At 55.1% G+C, this 21551-nt stretch carries 20 protein-coding genes; 9 read left to right on the forward strand and 11 right to left on the reverse strand.

The window, feature by feature from the left end:
* Positions 1 to 108: 108 nt before the first annotated feature.
* Positions 109 to 585, reverse strand: a complete 477-nt coding sequence (locus HMJ29_RS15510) for a nucleoside deaminase (protein ID WP_171592342.1) — start codon at positions 583 to 585, stop codon at positions 109 to 111.
* A gap of 814 nt (positions 586 to 1399) precedes the next feature.
* Between HMJ29_RS15510 and HMJ29_RS15515 the strand changes: the two genes are divergently transcribed.
* The 3 genes from HMJ29_RS15515 to HMJ29_RS15525 all read left to right on the forward strand — a co-directional run bounded on the left by HMJ29_RS15515 (position 1400) and on the right by HMJ29_RS15525 (position 5015).
* On the forward strand, positions 1400 to 1600 hold the full coding sequence (locus HMJ29_RS15515; protein WP_171592343.1) for a hypothetical protein: 201 nt from the start codon (positions 1400 to 1402) through the stop codon (positions 1598 to 1600).
* A gap of 267 nt (positions 1601 to 1867) precedes the next feature.
* Positions 1868 to 3961, forward strand: coding sequence for a phosphate acetyltransferase (pta, locus tag HMJ29_RS15520; protein WP_171592344.1), 2094 nt, complete (start codon positions 1868 to 1870; stop codon positions 3959 to 3961).
* Between the two features lie 133 nt (positions 3962 to 4094).
* The gene (locus HMJ29_RS15525; protein WP_171592345.1) at positions 4095 to 5015 is read left to right on the forward strand and encodes a DUF808 domain-containing protein; all 921 of its coding nucleotides are present in this window, start codon (positions 4095 to 4097) and stop codon (positions 5013 to 5015) included.
* Positions 5016 to 5288: 273 nt separating this feature from the next.
* Here HMJ29_RS15525 and HMJ29_RS15530 read toward each other — a convergent pair whose 3' ends face one another.
* On the reverse strand, positions 5289 to 6008 hold the full coding sequence (locus HMJ29_RS15530; protein WP_171592346.1) for an OB-fold protein: 720 nt from the start codon (positions 6006 to 6008) through the stop codon (positions 5289 to 5291).
* Between the two features lie 406 nt (positions 6009 to 6414).
* Between HMJ29_RS15530 and HMJ29_RS15535 the strand changes: the two genes are divergently transcribed.
* The gene (locus HMJ29_RS15535; protein WP_171592347.1) at positions 6415 to 7623 is read left to right on the forward strand and encodes an acetate/propionate family kinase; all 1209 of its coding nucleotides are present in this window, start codon (positions 6415 to 6417) and stop codon (positions 7621 to 7623) included.
* A gap of 196 nt (positions 7624 to 7819) precedes the next feature.
* Here HMJ29_RS15535 and HMJ29_RS15540 read toward each other — a convergent pair whose 3' ends face one another.
* Complete coding sequence (locus HMJ29_RS15540) at positions 7820 to 8266, reverse strand: hypothetical protein (RefSeq protein ID WP_171592348.1); 447 nt, start codon at positions 8264 to 8266, stop codon at positions 7820 to 7822.
* A gap of 127 nt (positions 8267 to 8393) precedes the next feature.
* On the reverse strand, positions 8394 to 8576 hold the full coding sequence (locus tag HMJ29_RS15545; RefSeq protein ID WP_171592349.1) for a DUF2256 domain-containing protein: 183 nt from the start codon (positions 8574 to 8576) through the stop codon (positions 8394 to 8396).
* A 111-nt stretch (positions 8577 to 8687) separates the two neighbouring features.
* Here HMJ29_RS15545 and HMJ29_RS15550 point away from each other — a divergent pair, with 111 nt between their 5' ends.
* Both HMJ29_RS15550 and HMJ29_RS15555 read left to right on the forward strand, forming a co-directional pair.
* Positions 8688 to 9422 carry a class I SAM-dependent methyltransferase gene (locus HMJ29_RS15550; RefSeq protein WP_171592350.1) on the forward strand — a complete coding sequence of 245 codons (735 nt, stop codon included), beginning with the start codon at positions 8688 to 8690 and terminating at the stop codon, positions 9420 to 9422.
* Between the two features lie 190 nt (positions 9423 to 9612).
* Positions 9613 to 10068, forward strand: a complete 456-nt coding sequence (locus tag HMJ29_RS15555) for an acyl-CoA thioesterase (RefSeq protein ID WP_171592351.1) — start codon at positions 9613 to 9615, stop codon at positions 10066 to 10068.
* Positions 10069 to 10183: 115 nt separating this feature from the next.
* Here the strand turns inward: HMJ29_RS15555 and HMJ29_RS15560 are convergent, their stop codons facing one another.
* The 3 genes from HMJ29_RS15560 to HMJ29_RS15570 form a co-directional block, all read right to left on the reverse strand.
* Positions 10184 to 10666 (reverse strand): DinB family protein, encoded by a 483-nt coding sequence (locus tag HMJ29_RS15560; RefSeq protein ID WP_244679172.1) that lies wholly within the window; start codon positions 10664 to 10666, stop codon positions 10184 to 10186.
* A 265-nt stretch (positions 10667 to 10931) separates the two neighbouring features.
* Positions 10932 to 11915 carry a pyruvate dehydrogenase complex E1 component subunit beta gene (locus HMJ29_RS15565; RefSeq protein WP_135530932.1) on the reverse strand — a complete coding sequence of 328 codons (984 nt, stop codon included), beginning with the start codon at positions 11913 to 11915 and terminating at the stop codon, positions 10932 to 10934.
* 315 nt (positions 11916 to 12230) lie between these two features.
* Entirely contained in the window at positions 12231 to 14126 is a 1896-nt protein-coding gene (locus HMJ29_RS15570; protein ID WP_171592353.1) for a tetratricopeptide repeat protein, read from the reverse strand.
* Between the two features lie 87 nt (positions 14127 to 14213).
* On the opposite strand from HMJ29_RS15570, the gene HMJ29_RS15575 reads away from it, so the two are divergent.
* A complete protein-coding gene (locus HMJ29_RS15575) occupies positions 14214 to 14432 on the forward strand; it encodes a PspC domain-containing protein (protein ID WP_171592354.1) in 219 nt (72 codons plus the stop codon).
* A gap of 88 nt (positions 14433 to 14520) precedes the next feature.
* On the opposite strand, the gene HMJ29_RS15580 is transcribed toward HMJ29_RS15575, so the two are convergent.
* Both HMJ29_RS15580 and HMJ29_RS15585 read right to left on the reverse strand, forming a co-directional pair.
* On the reverse strand, positions 14521 to 15675 hold the full coding sequence (locus HMJ29_RS15580; protein WP_244679171.1) for a glycosyltransferase family 2 protein: 1155 nt from the start codon (positions 15673 to 15675) through the stop codon (positions 14521 to 14523).
* Complete coding sequence (locus HMJ29_RS15585) at positions 15665 to 16000, reverse strand: YbaB/EbfC family nucleoid-associated protein (RefSeq protein WP_171592355.1); 336 nt, start codon at positions 15998 to 16000, stop codon at positions 15665 to 15667. Before HMJ29_RS15585 ends, HMJ29_RS15580 begins: the two co-directional genes overlap by 11 nt.
* 431 nt (positions 16001 to 16431) lie before the next feature.
* Between HMJ29_RS15585 and HMJ29_RS15590 the strand changes: the two genes are divergently transcribed.
* Both HMJ29_RS15590 and HMJ29_RS15595 read left to right on the forward strand, forming a co-directional pair.
* On the forward strand, positions 16432 to 16581 hold the full coding sequence (locus HMJ29_RS15590) for a hypothetical protein (RefSeq protein ID WP_171592356.1): 150 nt from the start codon (positions 16432 to 16434) through the stop codon (positions 16579 to 16581).
* Between the two features lie 355 nt (positions 16582 to 16936).
* Positions 16937 to 17692, forward strand: coding sequence for a DUF4386 domain-containing protein (locus HMJ29_RS15595; protein ID WP_171592357.1), 756 nt, complete (start codon positions 16937 to 16939; stop codon positions 17690 to 17692).
* Between the two features lie 218 nt (positions 17693 to 17910).
* Here HMJ29_RS15595 and HMJ29_RS15600 read toward each other — a convergent pair whose 3' ends face one another.
* A complete protein-coding gene (locus HMJ29_RS15600) occupies positions 17911 to 19872 on the reverse strand; it encodes a T9SS type B sorting domain-containing protein (RefSeq protein WP_171592358.1) in 1962 nt (653 codons plus the stop codon).
* A gap of 75 nt (positions 19873 to 19947) precedes the next feature.
* The gene (hutH, locus tag HMJ29_RS15605; RefSeq protein ID WP_171592359.1) at positions 19948 to 21447 is read right to left on the reverse strand and encodes a histidine ammonia-lyase; all 1500 of its coding nucleotides are present in this window, start codon (positions 21445 to 21447) and stop codon (positions 19948 to 19950) included.
* Between the last annotated feature and the right edge of the window lie 104 nt (positions 21448 to 21551).

A 21551-nucleotide genomic window follows, 5' to 3' on the forward strand; every position in this document is an offset into this window, starting at 1 on the left:
ACTTCAATACTTGAAAATAAACCAGAAAGCGAACAACCGCATCCTGCTTGCCAAGGGAATGCGGTTGTTCTGTTATAAAATTAGCTTATTCAGTGAAATGAGTAAAGTCTAATAATCTGTACGGCCCTCTTTCTGCTCCCAGGTCCGAAAACCTGCGGCAGCCTCATCACGCAACAGCTCCGTCATGGGAATACGACGGTCTGGAAGCGGCTTTTCCAGCTCTTCGTAAATGAACTGATCATCGAAGCCAATGGCAGCGGCATCTTGCTTGGTATTGCCATAGAACACCCGACGGGGGCGGGCCCAGTAAATAGCACCCAAGCACATTGGGCACGGCTCGCAGGAAGTATACAGGTCGCAGTCTTCGAGCTGAAAAGTGCCAAGCGTGGCGCACGCTTTCCGAATTGCGTCAACCTCGGCGTGGCAGGTAGGGTCGTTGGTGCTGGTAACCTGGTTGAAGCCTCGGGCAATGATTTCACCGTTTCTCACGATTACGGCACCAAAGGGGCCGCCAAAGCCAGCCTGCATTTTATCAATTGAAAGGCGAATTGCTTCGCGCATAAACTCAGGGTTGGGAGTTTCCATAGGGGGAGGAAATGATATGATTACTGTTGCCTACAGGCAAAAAACTGCGCAAAATACAACGTTCAACAATTGCCTGATGCAAACACACATTGGGATATGAACAGGCTACGCAAATACTCTAGCAGAAATAAACAGCTTTTCTAAAAACCATAGCTGTGTTTATATGTATCATTAACTGAATAAAAGATGTAAGTGGAAGCGAAGCGCCCGCAAAATTTTTTGTTTTGTATGCAACCTTCGCGGCCAGAAGCGTCTCTTATTCTTGTAGACACTTGAAACTGTTTGTGTAGTTAGTCATCCGAAGATCAGCTGTCATTTTTGGCCTGATAGTTGAAGAAGACAAAACGAAAGAATAGTTTTTTAGGTGTTTTGGTTGTGGAAAAGGGGCGGTCTTGTGGACCGCCTTTTTTTATTATGATTGTGTATGTTAGAGAGTTATAAACTATGGTTTTAGATTGAATTGTGAAATTTCGGGCACGTCATATCCAAGGCTAACAGGAGATACTGAATTTTCCCAAGCGGCAAATAGTAGATAGGCAAACTATTGCTGATTAGCGCGCTAATCACTCAGCGGGCCCTGTTTGATTTAGTAGAGCGTAATAGCAACTTTTGCATTGGGTAATACTACTATGTATTGTCACAAAATAGCTTGCGTGGGCATGGTATAAAATGATGATATTCAATTTGTTGGTAGAGGCAGGGGCAGGTTTATAACGAATGATAATAGGCTGATAAGCTTGTCACAAATGAGGTGTTATTTTCCTCGACAATCAGTAAGACTATGTGCAACTTTCTGACCTAAACGGTTTTGCACATGGAGAACAATCCGAAATATGGCCCGGCGGCACAAACGCCTGAACAACGGGCGTATGTGCTGGCTCAGATGCAGAAAGCACATCCGGGATTATACAAAAAGGTGACGGCCTATGTGGCTCAGCTGTATCGCCGTTATGTGGCCGGAGAGTTGAGCTGGCAGGATGTGTGCAAACTGCGTGAATCCTCTATGCAGCCGTAAGTATTCGGAGAATACGGGTTAAATAGCCCAGGAGCGGGCTATAAGAACTTTATACAATGGCTAAGGCGTAGTGCTGCAATAGGCAGGGTCAGTAAAACAGTAGAAGGCGAAGAAGAGAGTAGGTAATGGGATGATTCCAGATCAGGATAGTAAATACTCATCCTGTTACACTGAAGGTGCGTAAGCATAGCCTGTATAATGAGGCGCTGCAGCTGCGTATGCAGCGGTGCGTTAGGCGCTAGGCCTCTCTAACTGGCTGCTTCCACCATGACCAAAACTGTTTTCATCGCTTCCGCTGAACCTTATACCGGCAAATCAATAGTTGCACTGGGGCTCGTGAACATGCTGCTGGGCCAAGCCCGCAAGATTGGATACTTCAAGCCCATCATCGACGCCGACCCCCGCGAAAAGAAGGATGCTCATATTGAGACCATTCTCAGCTATTTCAAGCTGGCAGTGGCCTACGAAGACACCTACGCTTATACCCGGCCCGAAGCGCTACGCCTGATGGAAGCTGATGCTCAGGGTGAGATGATTGATACTATCATCCACAAATACAAGCAGCTAGAAGAGAATTATGACTTTACAGTAGTAGAAGGCAGTGATTATGTGGGGCCAGGAACCGCGTTTGAATTTGACGCCAATGTTTCCATTGCCAAAAACCTGGGGGTGCCCGTTATTATGGTGGTTTCTGGGGAGGGGAAAACAACGGCTCAGGTAATTAGTGCGGCACTTACTACGCTCCGCAGCTTTGAGGCGCGTGAGGTGCCCGTACTGCTGGTAGTGGCTAATAAAATTAAGCCGGAGCAGGTGGAAGATGTGCGTGAGCTGCTGCTAGGCCAGTTGCCGCACGATATGATTTTGGCGGTAATTCCCGAAGATGTAAACCTGCTGCACCCCACCATGCGCGAAATTCATGCGGCGCTGGGAGGAAAGCTCTTGTTCGGGGAGCAGCAGCTGGCTAATCAGGTAGATAACTACGTGATTGGGGCCATGCAGGTGCCCAACTTCCTGAACTACCTGAAGGAGAACGTGTTAATTGTAACGCCCGGTGACCGGGGCGATATTATTATCTGTGCCCTGCAGGCTAACTCTTCTGCCAGCTACCCGCGGGTGGCGGGTATTGTACTCACGGCCGGCTCAGAGCCTGAGGCGCCTATTGTACGTCTGATTGAGGGCTTGCCCGCCGTAGTACCCATTCTGGCCGTACCCACAGGCTCCTTTGAAACCACCACGCGGGTGGCTGCCATCAAGTCGCGCATTGGGCCCGATAACCCCAAGAAGATTCAGCTAGCCATCAGCACCTTTGAGCGCTACGTGGACGTGCGGGCTCTGGAGGAGAAAATGGTGAGCTACCAGCCGGAGGGAATCACGCCGCACATGTTTCAGTACCGGCTGCTGCAGTGGGCTAAGCGTAAGCGCCAACACATTGTACTGCCCGAAGGCAACGACGACCGTATTCTGCGGGCAGCGGCGCTGCTACTGCAGCAAAATGTAGTAGACCTGACCATTCTGGGCAACCCCCAGGAAGTGGCGGCCTCAGCAAAAAGGTTAGGTATTCAGCTACCACCAAACCATTTGCGCGTCATTGACCCCGTGCAGTCGAAGTACTACTCCGAGTACGTGCAAACGTTTTATGAGCTGCGCAAAACCAAGGGCGTGAATGAGGACATGGCCCGCGACCTGATGCGCGACGTGTCGTATTTCGGGAGCATGATGGTGCACCAGGGCCACGCCAATGGTATGGTGTCGGGAGCGGTGCATACTACTCAACACACAATTCGGCCCGCCCTGCAGTTCATTAAAACCAAGCCCGGCGTGTCGGTAGTATCATCGGTGTTCTTCATGTGCCTGCCTGATCGGGTGGCCGTGTTTGGCGACTGCGCGGTGAACCCCAATCCTACGGCCGAGCAACTGGCAGAAATTGCTATTTCATCGGCGGAAAGCAGCCAGGCCTTCGGGATTGAGTCGCGCATTGCCATGCTCTCGTATTCCTCGGGTACCTCGGGGGTAGGAGCTGATGTGGAAAAGGTACGAGCGGCCACGGAGTTTGTGCGGCAGAAGCGGCCCGACCTGAAAGTGGAGGGCCCCATTCAGTATGATGCCGCCGTAGACCCCATTGTAGGCCGGCAGAAGCTGCCGGATTCGGAAGTAGCGGGGCAGGCTAGCGTGCTGATTTTCCCTGACCTCAACACGGGTAACAATACCTACAAAGCCGTGCAGCGCGAAACTGGAGCTCTGGCTATTGGGCCGGTGCTACAGGGCCTCAATAAACCCGTAAACGACCTCAGCCGCGGCTGTACGGTTGATGACGTGTTCAACACCGTGGTTATTACAGCCATCCAGAGTCAGCAAGGCTAACGGCCTTTGGGCGCCTTACTGGGGGAAATAGCACCAGTGCCACTGCCTCCCTGATTTCAACTTAGCTTGCAGCCCGGTTAAGCCATATAATAAGTCATCTTTTTTAGTAGCAGTACAGATCTCACCCCAATCTATGCCTTCAGGATTTTTTGCCCTCTTAGACGATGTTTCAGCTTTGGTGAAGGCCAGTGCTGCCAGTTTAGACGATGTGCCCACCCAGATAGCCAAGACGACCGGCAAGGTTTCTGGGATAGTGATTGACGATACGGCGGTGACGCCGAAGTATGTAGTAGGCCTAGACCCCTCCCGGGAGCTGTCAATTATCTTTCAGATTGCGAAAAAGTCACTGCTCAACAAACTGCTGATTTTAAGTCCGGCAGCCTTAGGGTTGGGGTACTTCGCTCCATGGGCTATTACGCCTATTTTGATGCTGGGTGGTGCTTATCTGTGCTTCGAGGGGTACGAAAAGGTGCATTCTCTTTTCAGCAAGCACCCCCATGTGGCCGACGAAAAGGAAATACCTGCTATTACGCCGGAGGAGCTGGAACAGGAGCGTATTGCGGGCGCTGTGCGCACAGATATTATTCTGTCGGCGGAGATTATGGCTATTGCCTACAGCCAGGTAACCGGGCAGCCCATCGTGAACCAGATTCTGGTGATGTTGGCGGTAGCTGTTGTAATCACAGTGGGGGTATATGGGTTTGTAGGGCTGATTGTGAAGATGGATGACATTGGCGTGCACCTGGCCCAAGGGGACTATAGTGCTGCCATCCAAGGCTTCGGGCGTGGCATGGTAAGGTTTATGCCACATTTCCTGCGTATTCTGGGCTATGTGGGTACGGCTGCCATGCTCTGGGTTGGGGCCGAAATCATTGCCCATGGTATACCGTATACCAGCCACTTGCTACATGAGCTGGAACACGCCTTAGCTACTGTACCATTAGTGGCATGGCTCGCCAAGGCTCTTGCTTGTGGCATTGCCGGGCTTATACTGGGGTTCTTAGTTGATAAGGTGGTAAGTCTGGTAAAGAAGGCGTGGCCTGGCAGCAATTAAAGGCTGAATACAGTCGCCCGAAACTAACGCTTCCATTAGGGCTTGGGCCCGCAGTAGTTTACTTAAGTAAGTTGGTTGCTGCTGGTGGGTTGATGTCCCATTGTAGCTGTCAGCAGGTTATGCGCTGGTAGTTGCTTGGCACCAGCAGCCTCACAGACAGCGTAAGCAGGAGGTTTCCTTGCTATCTTACTGCTAAAAGCAAAGGCATCAGATTGCACTCTGTTCAGCTAACCGCTATAACCTTGTCAAGGCTGGTTGACCAGTGCGCCTTGTTTATTTAGCTTGGGAATAGCCTACTTGGTAGCCCTGGTGAGAGGAATTTGCGTTGGGAAGGGTGCCATCTGCGGAAAGCAGAAAATTAGGCGGATCCTTTTCGTTGTCAGTTGAGGCCCGATATAGGCCGGCAAATCCTTTCAGCGGACCGGCAGTAAATCGGATAGTTTTGGTTTTGGGGTCGTAGATGCAATTTCCGGGCTTACTATTAAGCGTATATGAGCTGTACGATTTAAGATAAAACGTGTATTGGTAGTTGAATCCTGTGCCGTCATTTTGATACACATTATACTTTCCCAAAGGAGCATTATCTGGTGCGTTGCTTTTCCTGGCAACAGGTTGAGCAGTGGCAAATGTGCAGTCGGTTAAGAAAACTGCATCATTGATGTTTGAGGCAGCCTTGCCGGTTACGGTTACATACTCACCCACCTTGAAACGACCGAGAATGGCTGAATCTTTATACGGAATCTGGCACACCACGAAATTTTCATAATCAGTGGCAGTTAAATGGATTCGGTGGACATCTTGATCTTTCCAAAATTCACTTGCGGGGCTAATGCTTCTGATTTTTCCCGTAACGGTTATTGTCTGGCCACTGTACTTCGTGCTGAAGGTGTACTTGTTTGCTCGATATTCATCATAGAGCTGCCGTACGGTTAGAGTTTGGGCAAACCCTGATAATGAAAACAAAAGACAGAAAAACAAGATAATGCCTTTCATTGTGGCTGGTACAGTGATGCGGTGGTAGGGAAAGAGAAATGAGCTTGTGATTTTGCAAAAAATAACAAGAAATATCAATCGGCTTCTCTATTTATGTGGCCTAGCGTATAGCCATTTCTCAACTCGTGGCAAGCCGCGAGTTAGTGTATTACTGACCACTAGAGCCACTAAACTGCATTTCTATTCTCATAGTGAGCTAGGCATACTGCCCAGCCGCATTGAGGCGGCGGCAGGAAACCATACACCCACTCTGGTGCAGGAAATGGTGTAGGCCTCTGAGCTGTTACCTGCCAGGCCTACGTAAAAGAGTATTCCTATACTTCATTTTTTGCACCACGTACAACCCAATCAGTACCCCAATTAGGCTTGCTTTGCAGCAGAAGCGGCCTAAGAAGGGAAGCCGCCTATGAACATCTTCGTCATCAACTCCGGTAGCAGCTCGCTGAAATACCAGTTGTTTCGCTTTCCTGCCGAGCAGCCTCTTTGTAGTGGTTTGGTAGAACGTATCGGGCTCGAGAATTCTATCATCACCCACAAAGTGTTTCCGGCCACCGAAGAGGAGCAGGTAGTGCGCCGCACGCTGGCACTACCCGACCACCGTGCCGGGCTGCAGCAGGTGCTGCAACTGCTCACCGATGCTGAAATAGGCATCCTGCGTGCCCCAGGTGAGGTGGAAGTAGTAGGGCACCGCGTGGTGCATGGGGGGGAGAGTTTTGCCGCCACTACCATTATTACGCCCGAGGTAAAGCACGAAATCAGGCGGTTGTTTCCATTGGCGCCCTTGCACAACCCAGCTAATTACCTTGGTATTGAAGTGGCGGAGCAAATATTTCCGCAGGCCCGGCAAGTGGCGGTGTTCGATACGGCTTTCCACCAAACCCTGCCCGAACACGCCTTCCGCTACGCGCTGCCCGAGGAGCTATACCGCGAGCAAGGCATACGAGTGTATGGGTTTCATGGTACCAGCCATAGGTATGTAGCCGCCCGCGCCGCTGCGTACCTCGGCCAGTCTGAGGCCCGGTTGATTACGGTACACTTGGGTAACGGCTGCAGCATAGCGGCCGTGCGAGGTGGCGTATCAGTAGATACCAGCATGGGCTTCGGACCGCTGGCGGGGCTGGTGATGGGTACCCGTTCCGGCGACATTGACCCCTCCGTTATCTTTCATCTCATGGGGCAGCTGGGCTACGATGCGGAGCAGGTGGCTGACCTGCTCAACAAGCATAGTGGTATGCTGGGCCTGACCGGCAACAGTGACATGCGCGATATCGGCCACGCCCTGGAAGCGGGCGACCCACGCGCTGCGCTGGCCTACGAGATGTATGCCTATCGAATCAAAAAATACATTGGGGCCTACGCCGCTGTGCTGGGCGGCCTCGACGCCCTTATCTTCACGGCCGGCGTAGGGGAGAACGATGCTCTGGTGCGCCGCCTGGCCTGCCAAGACCTTGGCTTCTTGGGTATCCAACTCGATGAATCGGTGAATGCGTTACGAGCACCTGGCCTGCGTGAAATCAACCACCCAGAATCACGAGTGAAACTTCTGATAATTCCGACGAACGAGGAGCTGGAAATTGCCAAACAGTGTGCCGAGCTGCTGGGAGTTAATATGTAAGCCTAGAACCGCTAGGCGCGTAAGCTAACCTCAAGAAGTACCCCCCGTTTCGGGTGCATAATAGTAGCCTTCAGCTCTGACACAAAACCCAGTTCACGACGAGGGCAGCGTATTCTTCTGCAAAAACGCAGAAGAATACGCTGCCCTCGTCGTGAACTGGGTTTTCGGATTCCAAAGAGTTGGGTCCTGAAACAGCCTAAAATACTACACGCAACTGATAGGTAGGGGTGGCACCCTCTTCCGTGGCGGCTTCCTTAAAGGCACCCACACGGCTAGGACCGTAGCCAAGGTTGACTTTGATCCACTCATCGCGCACAGGAAGCATGTTAATTATTTCTTGGCGCAGCAGGTCAAGATCATCGTGAAGGTTCTGAAGGCGGTGGTGCATCTCGTCGCCGGCCTGGTCATAGCTGCCGGTGGGAGGGCGCTGCTCAAAGATACCATCAGAAGTAGGGGGCGTGCCAGAATGGGCCGCTGCCGCGGCGGCAGGTCCGGTAGTGGCATCTGGCTGCGGCGCCGGGTGCGTTAGTGAGGCCTGCTCGGCTACTGCCCGCTGTAATTCTTTCTCGGCATCCAGGTAGGCCTGTATTTTCTCTTCGAGGGGTTTCAGGGATGGATCGAGGTAGTTGAGGTTGCTGGCCATGCTGGGTTTGGTAGGGAGAAATAAGGAGTTACTAGTTCTCAGAACGAAACCCGAGCGTAGAAGGATGCAGGCAGCTTCAGGTAGATATTACAAGCCTAAAGTATACTACTAGGCAAAAGAATGGAGCTTAGCTGGCTGCCAGTGGTTTGGGCTTGTTGCGCTGGCACTTCTCACCGCAGTACTTCACCTCCTCCCAACAGTTACGCCACTTCTTGCGGTACTCAAAGGGGCGGCCGCAGGTCAGGCAAATTTTGGTGGGCAGGTTGCCTTTGGTGAGGCGCGCAGGGAGCTTGGAGGCAGAGGGCGGCATGGCAGGAGGGAACAATGGCCGGGGTGGCCTAGGGCTTACGTGAACTGAACCGCACATGGCCACCATAGTTTTCAGGTATCCTGCCAAAGCTGCTGCCCGTATCTTTGAGCCATGTCGCCATCTGCCCTTACCTCTCAGGATCCGCTCGGCCACGCCTTACTGGCCTACCAGCGCGGACAGCAAAACGCCACCATTACCGTGTACAGCAATGTAGCGGATGAAGAGCCGCTCCCCGCCGCCTACTTCTTCCGCACGCTCTGGGAGATGCCCGAGCTGGAGCGTACTGCCCTCAACGAATGTCGCGGTCGTGTGCTCGATCTAGGGGCCGGAGCCGGCTGCCATGCCCTTGAGCTGCAAAGCCGGGGTTTTGAGGTGAAGGCCGTGGATATTTCGCCCGGAGCAACGCAGGTGATGCAGGAGCGGGGCGTAGGCCAGGTAGCCTGCCACGATATCTACGATCAGGCCCTCACCCAGGAAAAATACGACACCGTATTGATGCTTATGAATGGCATTGGCTTGGCCGGCACCCTCGAAGGCCTGGAGCGTTTCCTGCAGCATGCCCACCAGCTGCTGGCTCCCGGCGGCCAAATCCTGGCTACCTCCTCTGATATCAGCTACCTCTACGAGGATGAAGATGGCGCCCTAGTGTTTGACCTCAACGGACCCTACTACGGCGAGGTAGAATACACTATGCAGTATGAGAACGAGGCCGGTGCCACCTTCCACTGGATCTTCGCCGACCCCAGCTTACTCCAGAACTGCGCCGAGGCCGCCGGCTATCAGGTTGAGTTTCTCGACGAAGACGACCAGCAGCAGTACCTCGTGCGGCTGACGCTAAAAGGCTAGCACATCCTGGGCGTTTTGGACAGTACGCGCAAAGGACATCACGCTGAGCGCAGCCGGGACAGGAAGTTCTTTTTGTTATTTAAAGGCCTTACTGTCTACATAGCCTAGGCCAGTTCCGGCAACCCCTGGTATGGCTCGAGAGTTACCAAAACTGGTCTAGCCCCTCACTTTTCGCTTTTACTATTTTTGAATGACTACTCCCTACGAAAAAACCTACACCGTTCGGTGGGCTGATATGGACCCCAATGGGCACATGCGCCACTCCGCCTACACCGATTATGCTGCCCAGCTCCGCATTGAGTATCTGGCGGCTCAGGGCTTCTCATTACAACGTTTTGCTCAGTTAGGAATAGGTCCTATTCTGTTCCGCGAGGACACCCGTTTCCTGAAGGAAATGCACATCAGTGAGCCACTGCGGGTAAACGGGGAACTAGCTGGCCTGAACGAAGACGGCTCCCGTTGGCGCATAGTGCACACCCTGTTTAAAGCAGATGGCCGCCCCGCCGCCACCGTTACCGTAGATGGGGCCTGGCTTGATTTGCGCGCCCGTAAGCTCATGGTGCCACCCGCTGAAATCACGGACATTATGCGCAACCTGCCCCGCCACGAGAGCTACGCCGACATCGTGCGCGAGCCGAAGGTATAACGCTAGGCCACTTATCCGGAGGGGTAACTTACTGTTACTCCTTACACAAACGCCTCACCGCCAGCAGAAGCATTGATTCCGTTGGCGGTGAGGCGTTCGTGTAAGGAAGCTGCAGCTAGCTTACGGCTTTCTTGATGCGCTCAATCTGCTGCTGATGATGCAGGATGTGGTCGAGCATGAAATCCAAGGTTTGGTTGATGGTGAGCATGCCTGAGCGGGGGTGCTTAAAGATGGCATGATTTACCAGCTTGCCCGGAAACTCGTTGAGCAGGCGCTCCAGGCGGCGGCGCACTGCTTCCCATTCCGCGCGCAGCTCCGAGATTGGGGGCGCTGTGGCAGGCATTAAGTTGGCCAGATACGTGGGGGCTTTAAAACGCGTGAAGGGGAGGCGTAAGGCCAGGCGCAGCAGTTTAGATTTCAGAAAGGTCCCGATGCCTGCTTTTTGGTGGCCCTCTTCCTGTAGCAGCTTCTTCTCTAAGTACTGGCCAATGGCTGTTTCTGATATAACCAAGTGCTGCACTACCTGCGCCGCCGACCACGTGTTTGCCCCCGGGGATTGATAAGCTTTATCGCCCAGCTCGGCCACGGAATTTAGCATACGGGTAGTGGCCTGTTCAAGCTGCTCTAAACGAAGGTGTAACCGATTGTTCATTGGGGAGAAACAGTGGGTGGGAGAGTGGCAATAGCCAAAAAGGTACGTAAAATTCAGGCTGCTGTGGAGCTAGTAAACGGAATGCCTGTGCCAGGCTAAGCCACCAGGCTTCCCCGCTATAACTGGGCCAAAAACAAACAGACCAGCCACCCCTAAGGCAACTGGTCTGTTGTGCGTATTGAGTAGCAGAGTGTTGCTAGCCCCAAACGAATTACTTGTTCACGTACAGCACTTCTTTCACTGCCTTCACCGTGCGCTCCACGTTGGGCAGAGCAGCATCAATGAGCGTCGGTGCGTAGGGCAGGGGCACGTCCATGTTAGTGATGCGCAGGACGGGAGCGTCGAGGTAGTCGAAGGCGCGGCGCTGTACCATGTACGACAGCTCCGAGCTGATGCTGGCCAGAGGCCAAGCTTCTTCTACTACCACCATGCGGTTGGTTTTCTTTACCGACTCGATAAGGGTATCGTAGTCGATGGGGCGAACCGAGCGCAGGTCAATAACCTCGGCGCTGATGCCCTCTTTGGCCAGCTCATCGGCGGCACCCAGGGCCACTTTCATCATTTTGCCGAAGCTCACGATGGTTACGTTCTCACCGGGGCGTACTACGTTGGCTTTGCCAATCGGAATGAGGTACTCTTCCTCAGGAACCTCGCCCTTGTCTCCGTACATCAGCTCCGACTCCATGAAGATAACCGGGTCAGCGTCGCGGATGGCGCTCTTCAGCAGGCCTTTAGCGTCGTAGGGGGTAGAAGGAACTACCACTTTCAGACCGGGCGTGTTAGCGTACCAGTTCTCGAAGTTCTGGGAGTGCTGCGACGACAGCATGCCGGCGTTGCCGGTAGGGCCGCGGAACACGATGGGGCAGGAGTACTGCCCACCCGACATCGAATAGATTTTGGCGGCGGAGTTAATCACCTGGTCGATTGCCACCAACGAGAAGTTGAAGGTCATGAACTCGATGATGGGCAGCAGACCATTGGCGGCCGCGCCCACCCCGATACCAGCGAAGCCCAGCTCAGCAATCGGCGTGTCAATCACGCGCTCCGGGCCGAATTCGTCGAGCATACCCTGGCTCACTTTGTAGGCGCCGTTGTACTCGGCTACTTCTTCACCCATCAGAAATACGCGCGGGTCGCGGCGCATTTCTTCAGACATGGCTTCACGCAGGGCTTCCCGGAATTGGATGGTCCGCATAATCGTAAGGAAAGACGAAAGAACTGTTCAGAATCAAAAAGCCGGAGGCTATCCGGCGCGTAAAGCTACAACGAAGCGGTGAGATGGTGAAATAGTGAGATAGTGAGTTTGCCGTTCTAGAGGCGCGAGTGACCTAGAGCGTGTCATTGCGAGGACGCAGGACGAAGCAATCCTTCCTTCCGCCCGCGTCACTTGCCAACCCATTGAAAAGTCCTTACATCCTGTATGGAAGTAGGGGCTTTTTTGTAGACCAGCAAATGGCGCGACCGGGAAGGAAAGATTGCTTCGTCCTGCGTCCTCGCAATGACAGGAGGCTTACCGCAGCGCTTCCAGAAACGCTTTGCCCTTCGCGAAATCCCGGAACTCTAGGTCCTCTACGGCGCGGTTAGCGTAGGTGCGGTCGAGGGCAACGGCGTGGCGCAGGTGCATGGCCATGGCGGGTTCGTTTTGTTGGCGGGCGGCTACCACGGCCAGGCAGTAGGCCAAGAGTGGGTCATCGGGGCGCAGGGCAATGGCCTCTTGGTAGATGTTGGCGGCACCTTGGTAATTGCCCTTCAGTACGTAAATCAGGGCGCGGTTCATGATATTCTGGTAGCTCTTGCCGCTGTAACTAAGGCTGCGTAGGGCATCATCGAGCTGGCCAACTTCAATTTCGAGGGCGGCTTTATCCGAGAAAACCTTGTTCAGCATAGGCCTAGAGCCCCCAAGCTTAATGGCGTAATCGTAGTTCTGCAGGGCTTCCAGCTTGTCGCCGGCGCGGTGGTAAGCGGTAGCCACGTGGTAGAACGACTCAGCGGTAGGGTTGCGGTGGGCGGCCAGTGTGAAGTTGACAGCGGCGCGGCGCAGGTAGGCCTTTTGCACCTTCGGGTTTACTTCTTTCTCAGAGCGCAACAGCAGCACCACTGCCAAGTTGTGATAGGCCTGCCAGAGGCCCGTAGTAGCCACTGAGGTTTCATAAATGCGCTGCTTTTCGGCCAGTAAGGGCGTGAGTGTGGCCGAATAGCGCAGCTCTTCCGGCGTGAGGGCATCAGCCTCGGTCTGCTTTTCTACAATCTTCTTGGAGAGTACATAAATCTCAGAGTCGTAGCGCTTGGGCGCGGTGTAGCGCACGGCCACGGTGCCAAAGCGCATAACTGGGTAGATGTACTGCTCCAGGTAGTCGTAAAACGACAATGCGTGCAGGCTTTTCTCTTTGGTCGCATACGTGCCGGGCGTGTCGTTGATGAGCAGCAACACGGAATCTACCTGGGCCGGCCGCAGCGCCGACTCCTGTACCTTGTTCAGGAACAGGTCCCAGCGGCGGTGGTAGGCCTCTGTTTCGAAGTCAATGTCGCGAACTTTGTTGAGGTAGGAGTCGGTATCTACCTGCTTCTTGTAGTACCTCAACAAGGCCTGCACGCGCTTGTCGGCCAGGCGCGGGTCGTGCCGGTCAAGCGAGTCGGGAGAGTGGCCCGCTACAATCATCACTTTCTCGGTACGCTGGTTCGCCTCAATGAAATCTTCCAGGGCGGCCACATTGGTGCCCAGGTAGTTACGGATTTCGGCTTTGCCGGCATCAAAGAAGAAAGGCAGCACCCGGGTACCACTCATGTTATTGCTCACCGACTCAGGCAGCAGGTTCAGGGCGGTATCTTGGCGCACTACCAGGCGGCTGGTAGTCACAATGCCGCGGGCCAGCTTGATTTCCTTGCCCTTCACGCGCTTACCGTTAGGTTTGAGCTCGTGCACGTCGGGGAGAGCTACCAATTCGCCGGGGCTTTTGCGCGGGGAGTAAGGGAAGGCAAACTGCTTGCGAATGAGAAGTTTGTCCTTCTGCTCCTCGTCGTAGATGTACTCGCCCGACATGAACGTCATGCGCCCGACGGTGTCTTCGCGCAGGCCGTTTTCATAGCGGTAGCTGAGCCCCAGGTTGTAAGCCACGCCTTTTTTAAGGTGCTTGACGGGCACTTTGGCCGTTACCTCAAACAGCACATTTTCGCCGTTGCTTTCCAGTACGGTTGGCTCTACGGTGATTTGCTGGCCAGATTGAGCTGACTTTAGCACCTTGGAGAGGGGCGAGCAGGCGGGCAGAAACCCCGCGGCACCAGCTAAAACAACCAACGAAAACAGACGGGGCAACGTACTTTGCATAAGCAACAGGAGCGGGGGTGGGGCGGAAATCCAGACAACAAACGTAAAACTGCCCACCACAGACGTATCTTGCGGAGCCATTTTACCGTAAGTGCTTGATACACTCCGTGAATTAGTATATTTTGGTCAATAGGTTAGCCACCGAAGGCAGCTTCTACTTCAGTACATATGAAACGACTAACCGACTTTATAGAAAAGCAGAGCTTTGGCGTCTGCAACGCCCTGGGCAACCGGTTAGGCTTCTCCTCCAGCAGTGTGCGGCTATCCTTCGTGTATGCCTCTTTCTTTACTTTCGGCTCGCCTATTGTGCTGTATTTTGCTTTGGCCTTCTGGATGAACGTTCGGCGGGCTATGCGGCGGCAGCGCAGCACAGTTTGGGATTTGTAATCGTTTCAGCTTCGAGTTACAAAATTTTTGAAAAGCCCGCGTTGCCTTCTGCAGCGCGGGCTTTTATATAAGGGCTTTTGCCAGGCTACTAGGTAAGCAAGTCAGGCTCTAATTCTGAGAAATGCTTCTTGCCTTTGCCAAAGTAGGCCCAAACCAAACTACCTCGGTACAGGCCTGCCCGCTCGGCGGTACGCCGTAGCGGCGGAAATTTCTGTCGCCGTTGGCGCCAGTAGGCCAGTTGCCGCCAGAATTGCCAGTGCGCCCGCAAAATAGCTCGAAACTCGGGAGTGTTGCCTTGGGTGAGCAGGCGCAGGGCAGCTACCCAGTCAAGCAGCAGGCGGGTGGTTACGGTACCAAGTAGCTCACTGCCATGGGTGTTCATGTACACCAGGGCTAACCCGTTGCGGAAGTTCAGGAAGGTTTTACGTGGGTTTGATTTATGCAAGGTGCCGCCCCCCACATGGTACACCATACTGACGCCCTGGTACCACACCTCAAAGCCAGCGTTTTGCAGGCGCCAGCAGAGGTCAATTTCTTCCATGTGCGCAAAAAACCTGGGCTCTAGGCCACCTAGTTGGTGCCAGGCAGTAGCCCGCACGAGCATGCAGGCGCCGGTGGCCCACGCTACTGGCCTAGCATCGTTGTACTGGCCTTGGTCGGTCTCGAGGGTGTCAAAGAGGCGGCCGCGGCAGAAGGGATAACCCAGGCGGTCGAGGTAGCCGCCGCCGGCACCGGCGTATTCCAGAAGCTGCCGCTCGGTCTCATTGCGGCTATACTGCCTGATTTTGGGTTGACAGGCAGCTATTTGGGGGCGTTGCTCCAGCAATTCTCGCTGGGGGCGCAGCCAACTGGGTGTTACCTCCACATCAGAGTTAAGCAGCACGTAGTACCGGAATCCAAACGTGTCAGTCCAGTCTTGGCCACGCGCTGCCTGTGGCCGCGGGTTTTTGGGCGCATTTGTCAGTGGTCCGGTCCATCGTACATCATCAAGGGCCGCATTATACCCTTTGCAGAAGCCTAGATTGTGCGCCAGCCTAATTACCCGCACCTGCGGAAACTCCTGCTCAAGCATGGCTACCGAGTCATCAGTAGAGGCGTTATCGGCCACAAAAACGGTGGCCCCATCGGAGTAGGCCAGCACCGATGGCAGGAAGCGGCGCAGGAAATCCTGGCCGTTCCAGTTGAGTATTACCACCGCTACATCGGCGCAGGGGCTGGGAGCTAGGCCACTGTTAGAGGCCAAAGCCACCGAGGTCGAGGCCGGGAATATTGGGGATGAGGCCCGACGTCTTGCTCTTCATTTCTTCCTTGGCCTTTTCGCCGGCTTCTTCCATCACCTTGTTCACGGCCGCTACCACTAGGTCGGCAAGCATGTCACGGTCTTGGGGTTGGAGCAGGGATTCGTCGATTTCCAGCTTTAGCAGGCGGCGCTGGCCGTTAGCAGTGGCCTTCACCAAGCCGCCCCCCGACTCGGCGGTGGCGGTAATGTGTTGCAGTTCATCTTGGGCCTGCTTCATCTTGTCCTGAAGCTCTTTCATTTTGCCCATCATCCCCATTACATCAAACATCTTTTAGAATCGTTGTTTCCAGCTAAATGGAAGGGTTTTTAAAATTGTTTTGCTACAGCTTGCTACAGGACTTCGCCTCTGTTGAGCCCGGGAGGAGCATCTCACCAGGCTCTAGGATATATCCACAATAAGTCTGTGCCACCGGCTCCTCAAGGAAAAAGCCAGTGGCGCAATTTACGTAAAGCATACGCATTACGTAATGGTAGAGCGGCGTGCCAGCGCCTTCGAAGTGACCGGGCAGTAGCCCTACCCCGGCGAGGGTGCCACCGCCAGCCTAACGGCCTGGGAAAACCTGGCCGACGCACTAGGCCGGGTGGGGCTTACCCCACCGCGCTCCTGAACTAGACGTTCGCTCTCACCGGCCGCGGGCCTATAGTTCCCCTGAACTGACCGTCGAGCTGACGGTAGTTGTTGGCTAGCCCATTACCTACGTGCCCATTTCGCTGGAAGACTACCGCTTAACCCTGCTGGCCGCCGGTATGCCCATGCCCACTGTGGCCTACGTGGTAAGTTCTAGCAGGTTCAGCATACCAAGCGGGCAGTTGGCCTTGATAGATGCTACCCCGCCTCGCCAAGTGTAGGGCCGGAAGCCTCAGCACTTGGCGGCTATTCTGCCGCCCGTGCCGGATAAAGACGCCTTTGGAGGCATCTGATGAGTACTTTCCACTAAAGGAGCAAGGTCTTTGTTTTTCAGAGAAGCGAGGTTTAGTGCAAGCACATCAGCGGTAGGTTGCCATATACTTACTTCCTATGCCGCTGCCGCGACTAAGTAGGTGCATTCTGCTTTAGTCAGGCAACTGTCTCGGTCCTGGCAGCATCTGCTGGCTGTGCTCCCCTCACTTATTCACCTTCCCGTGCAACGGCAGCAGTTGTCCGTTGCGCGCTATACTGCACAGGAAGCAGTAGAGGCTCGTGCTTAACCCTAGTTCACTCTCCATGACTCCTCTCTTCCCAAACACCACGCCACAGACACTTGCCCGTCTGGGTGGGGCCTTGTATTTAGCCATCATCGTATGTGGAGCTTTCTCAGAAGGGTTTGTAATGAGCCAGTTGGTGGTATCGGGCGATGCCGCGGCTACGGCGCGCAACATCCTGGCGGCCCCAGGGCTGTGGCAATGCGCCGTACTGCTTAATGTGCTGCTCGTCTTGTGTGCCGTGCCCCTGCAATGGATTGAGTATGTACTCCTTCGGCCCGTTCATCACCGCCTCGCCCTGCTGGCCTTAGTGCTAAACCTGGTGTCGCTGTCGGTAGAATCAGTGAGCAAAGTGTTTATGCTCCTCGTGCTGCCAACGCTGGAAAACACACAGTATATGCACACCCTGGGTCCGCAGCAGGTGGCTATGTTGGCGCACCTGCTATTGCATGCGCACGGTGTGGCGTTTAATGTCGCCTTACTGTTTTTCGGCCTCACCTGCCTGGTAAATGGCTACCTGATTTTCCACTCAGGCTACTTGCCCAAAGTCCTGGGCGTGGGGATGCAAGCTGCGGGGGGCAGCTATGTGGCGAGTTGCCTGGCCGCACTGTTTGCCCCGGCCTTGGCGGAGATGCTGCTACCAGCACTATTGCTGGTGCCGTTCCTCGGGGAGTTGTGCTTGTGCCTGTGGTTACTCCTTAAGGGAGTGAACATAACTACGTGGAAGGCTAGCGCAGCTCAGAGTCAGAAACTGAGGCCCGTGTTAGTGGGAGAGTAACGGTGTCCTGAGAAGCACGAAACAGTCATCAGGCGTCTTGCCTGACGGGCTCAGTACTCATAACGACTGTGCGGCAAAGTGTGCGCTGCAGCTACCTGAGCACACCGCTAGCAGAATTTACTGCCACTAGGGGGTTATTGATTTTGGGTGAATTTCCTGGTCAGTTCGCCGGTAATTAATAAGAGCTTGGGAACTGCCTGCGCAGGTCTGGTAAGTGCTTAACGCAAAATGGTAACAGTGCCCTGTCGCACCACATGCTGGTTGGCTTGGTCGTTGGCCTCAAAGCGCCACACGTAAGCGCCGGGTACCGGCGCGGCGGTGCCAATCCGGCCGTCCCAGGTTTGGTTGCGGGTGGTAGCCTTGAATACTTCTTGTCCGTTGCGGTCAATCACCACAAACCGGAAATTATCAAGGTAACTACCTTTGAGCTCCAGCACATCATTCAGGCCGTCGCCGTTGGGAGTGAAGGCAGTGGGCACAAAAAGCTTGAGGGCGCGTGCTACGGTAGCAATGTTTGAGTAGCTGGGGCTTGCTAGGCCACCTCCCGTTACCTCAATGCGGTAGCGAAGTACCTGCTGGTTCTGCTGGCTAATTAAGGGAGCAAGATCCGAAATGGCTAAGCTAGTGCCCGCAGCAATGGTGCCCAAAGCGGCACCATCGGCCCCGAGGCCGACTACCCGGTAGCTGACCGGCACCGCCGGATCAGGTCCCTGAAAAGCCGTCCAAGTTAAACTAACTAGCGTACCCTCCTGGTTTGCACTGCTGGCAGTAAGCAAAACCGGGCAGGTGGTGGGGCTGCTACTTGAGCGGTTGCCGCAGGCATTCTGGAACAGCGCCGAATAGCACAGCGAACCAGTAAGGGTATTGATAGAGTCGCGGAGGGTGCGGTTTGGGGTGGTGCGCAGCTCTGAGCCGTTACGCAGGTAGGTGAGCTGCCCCCCGGTAGGCGTGCCCGGTACTACAGCCGTTAACTCTACCTGATTACGCAGGTTAAATGACGCACTGAGGCGCGGGGCAGGAGGTGCCAGGGTAGAAACGGTGGTGACGGTGGCCTCATTAGAAACGGAGGCTACGGAACCAGATACCGCCGTAAGCTGGTAGGTGTAGGCCTCTCCGCACGTTACGTCGGGGTCTTCGTACTGAGTAGTGCCGGCGGGTAGGGTGCGCAGGGTTTGGCCGTTGCGGGTAAGCACAAAGCTACCCGGCTGGCTGGTGGCCCACGTGAGGCGGTTTCGCCCATCCAGCGAGGTGGCTGTCAACGCCACGGCGCAGATATTGGTAGAGCTAAGAGCTGTGGTAGATGGCTGGCAGGCATCGGTCAGGAGCAAGCGGTAGCAGCCGGTGGGGGTGGTAGCGGCCAGGGTGTAGCTGGTAGCAGCTGCCGGAACCGTAGCCACAGTGCGGTAGCCGGTGGGGGCGGCGCCATCGGCTACCTGCAGGCTATAGGTGTAAGCCGGCTGCAGGGCCGCAAACTGAAACTGCAACGTGTTGGACCCACTCACCGCCAGCCGCTGCATGACTGGCTGCTGCGGGGCTGGCAGCGGCGTAAACGACTGCTGGGCCGAGTTGGTGCATAACTCAGCCGATACATAGCTCCCCGCCACGGTCACCGTTGTTACGCCAGTAACCGGAAAGGTGGTTTGCGTACCAGAGCGAACGGCTACAGCCGGCCCGGAGCCTACTTGAACGGTATAGCTGTCATAGGTGCGGTCCGTTACGGTTACCTGCACGGTGCCGGGACCGCAGGCCTGGAGCGTGAAGGTAGGCGGGGGAGAGGCCTTAACTTCAAAGGCCGGAGGTACCACCAAAGCCCCCGATGAGCTTCCGGAGCCGGCATTAGCATTCACATTAATAGAAACTACCAACGGGCCTTCCCGTTCCGGAGTGAAGAAAACGGAGGTATCGCCCTCCGCGAAGCTACAGGCAGCAGAGGGGTTGGCAATTTTATAGAAGTTTCGCCGGTTAGCGGGTTTCGGTACGCTACGGTCTACAATGCGCACTTTGCGCCCTAAGCACAAAAAGCGGCCCGTAATGGGTTGCTTGGTGAGGGCATCTACAAACTGAAAGTTGAATTCGGGGCCTACGGGAACCGTTGGGGTGCATTGCGCCCACACGAGGGTAGTGGGGAGCAGGGAAAGGGTAAACAGGAAAAGCAGGGCCGGTACTATCCTTTTCATCATGCCTTAACGGTTGAAGTAGGCAGTTATGCTTGCCTAGTGCTTAAAAATAGCAGCAAGTATCAGATTACGCGCGGCTTACTGCCACGCATAAGCCCGCACGAAGGCCGCCGCCGCGTGCAAGTCAGGATACAGGATGCGGTCTTGGCTCACAAAGGGCACTTTCTCGCGGAAAGCAGCTACTACTTCCTCCAGCGCCGCTGAGGTGCGGCCCGGGTGGCGGAAGGCCAGCGCCTGGGTGGCCGTGAAAAGCTCGATGCCCAGCACCTGCTCTACGTTCTCGACTACGCGGCGGGCCTTGGTGGCAGCGTTGGCGCCCATGCTCACGTGGTCTTCCTGGCCGTTGCTGCTCACAATGCTGTCAACTGACGATGGGGTGCACAGTTGTTTGTTCTGGCTCACAATACCGGCCGCCGTGTACTGCGGAATCATCAGGCCCGAGTTTAGCCCAGGCTCAGCCACCAAAAAGGGCGGCAGGCCCCGCTGGCCACTAATAAGCTGATACGTACGGCGCTCCGATATGCTGCCCAGCTCCGCTACGGCCATAGCCAGCATATCCAGCGCCAATGCCAGCGGCTGCCCATGAAAATTGCCGCCACTGAGAATGGCATCGTCATCGGGGAAAATGTTGGGGTTGTCGGTTACTGCGTTGCACTCCGTTTCCACTACTTGTTGCACGTAGGCCAGGGCATCACGGGAGGCACCGTGCACTTGGGGCATGCACCGGAAGGAGTAGGGGTCTTGCACGGCCAAACGCGGTTGCAGCTGCAGCTCGCTACTCACCAGGAGCTCACGCACCCGCTGGGCTACCGTAAGCTGCCCGGCGTGAGGCCTGATGCGGTGCAGGCGCTCATCAAACGGCTCGCTGCGCCCCCCAAACGCCTCCAGAGACAGGGCTCCGATAACATCGGCAGCTGCTGCCAGGCGCCGTGCCCGCAATAGCGTGTGTACCCCATAGGCCAGCATAAACTGTGTACCGTTCAGCAAGGCCAGTCCTTCTTTGGCCTTGAGGGTAAGGGGCTGCCAACTGAAGAGGCTTTGCGCGTCAGCCGCTGACAGTCGGTAGCCCATGTAGTTCACTTCCCCTAAGCCTAGCAGCGGCAGGCATAAATGAGCCAAGGGGGCCAGGTCGCCGCTGGCCCCCAGGGAACCCTGCTGATACACTATCGGCAGCATTTCGCGGTTATAAAAGTCAAGCAGACGCTGCACGGTACTGAGTTGTACGCCGCTGTGGCCGTAGCTTAGGCTCTGGGCTTTGAGTAGCAGCATCAGGCGCACCAGTTCTGCTGGCACTTCCTCCCCGGTTCCGCAGGCGTGCGACATCATCAGGTTTACCTGCAGCTGCTGGCGCTGCTCAGGGGCAATAGCCGTGTTGCACAAAGCGCCAAACCCCGTGTTGATGCCGTAAATGGGCGCATCGGGGGTAGCTTCCAGGCGGTTGTGCAGGTAGCGGTGGCAGTCCTCGATACGCTGGCTGGCTTCCTCGCTCAACACCACGCGGGCGTTAGTGCTCAGCAGGTGGCCTAGCGTAGCCAGATCAAGATGGGTGGTGGGGGTGAGAGCGAAATCCTGAGCCATGAGGGGGAAACGTATGAGGCGCGGCGGGTGGAGCCGCAGGAACTCCCAAAAGTGAGTGTTTCCGGCGGAACCAAAAAATAGAACGTCATGCCACGGCTAGCGCA

The organism is Hymenobacter taeanensis (genome assembly GCF_013137895.1).
Taxonomy (GTDB): domain Bacteria; phylum Bacteroidota; class Bacteroidia; order Cytophagales; family Hymenobacteraceae; genus Hymenobacter; species Hymenobacter taeanensis.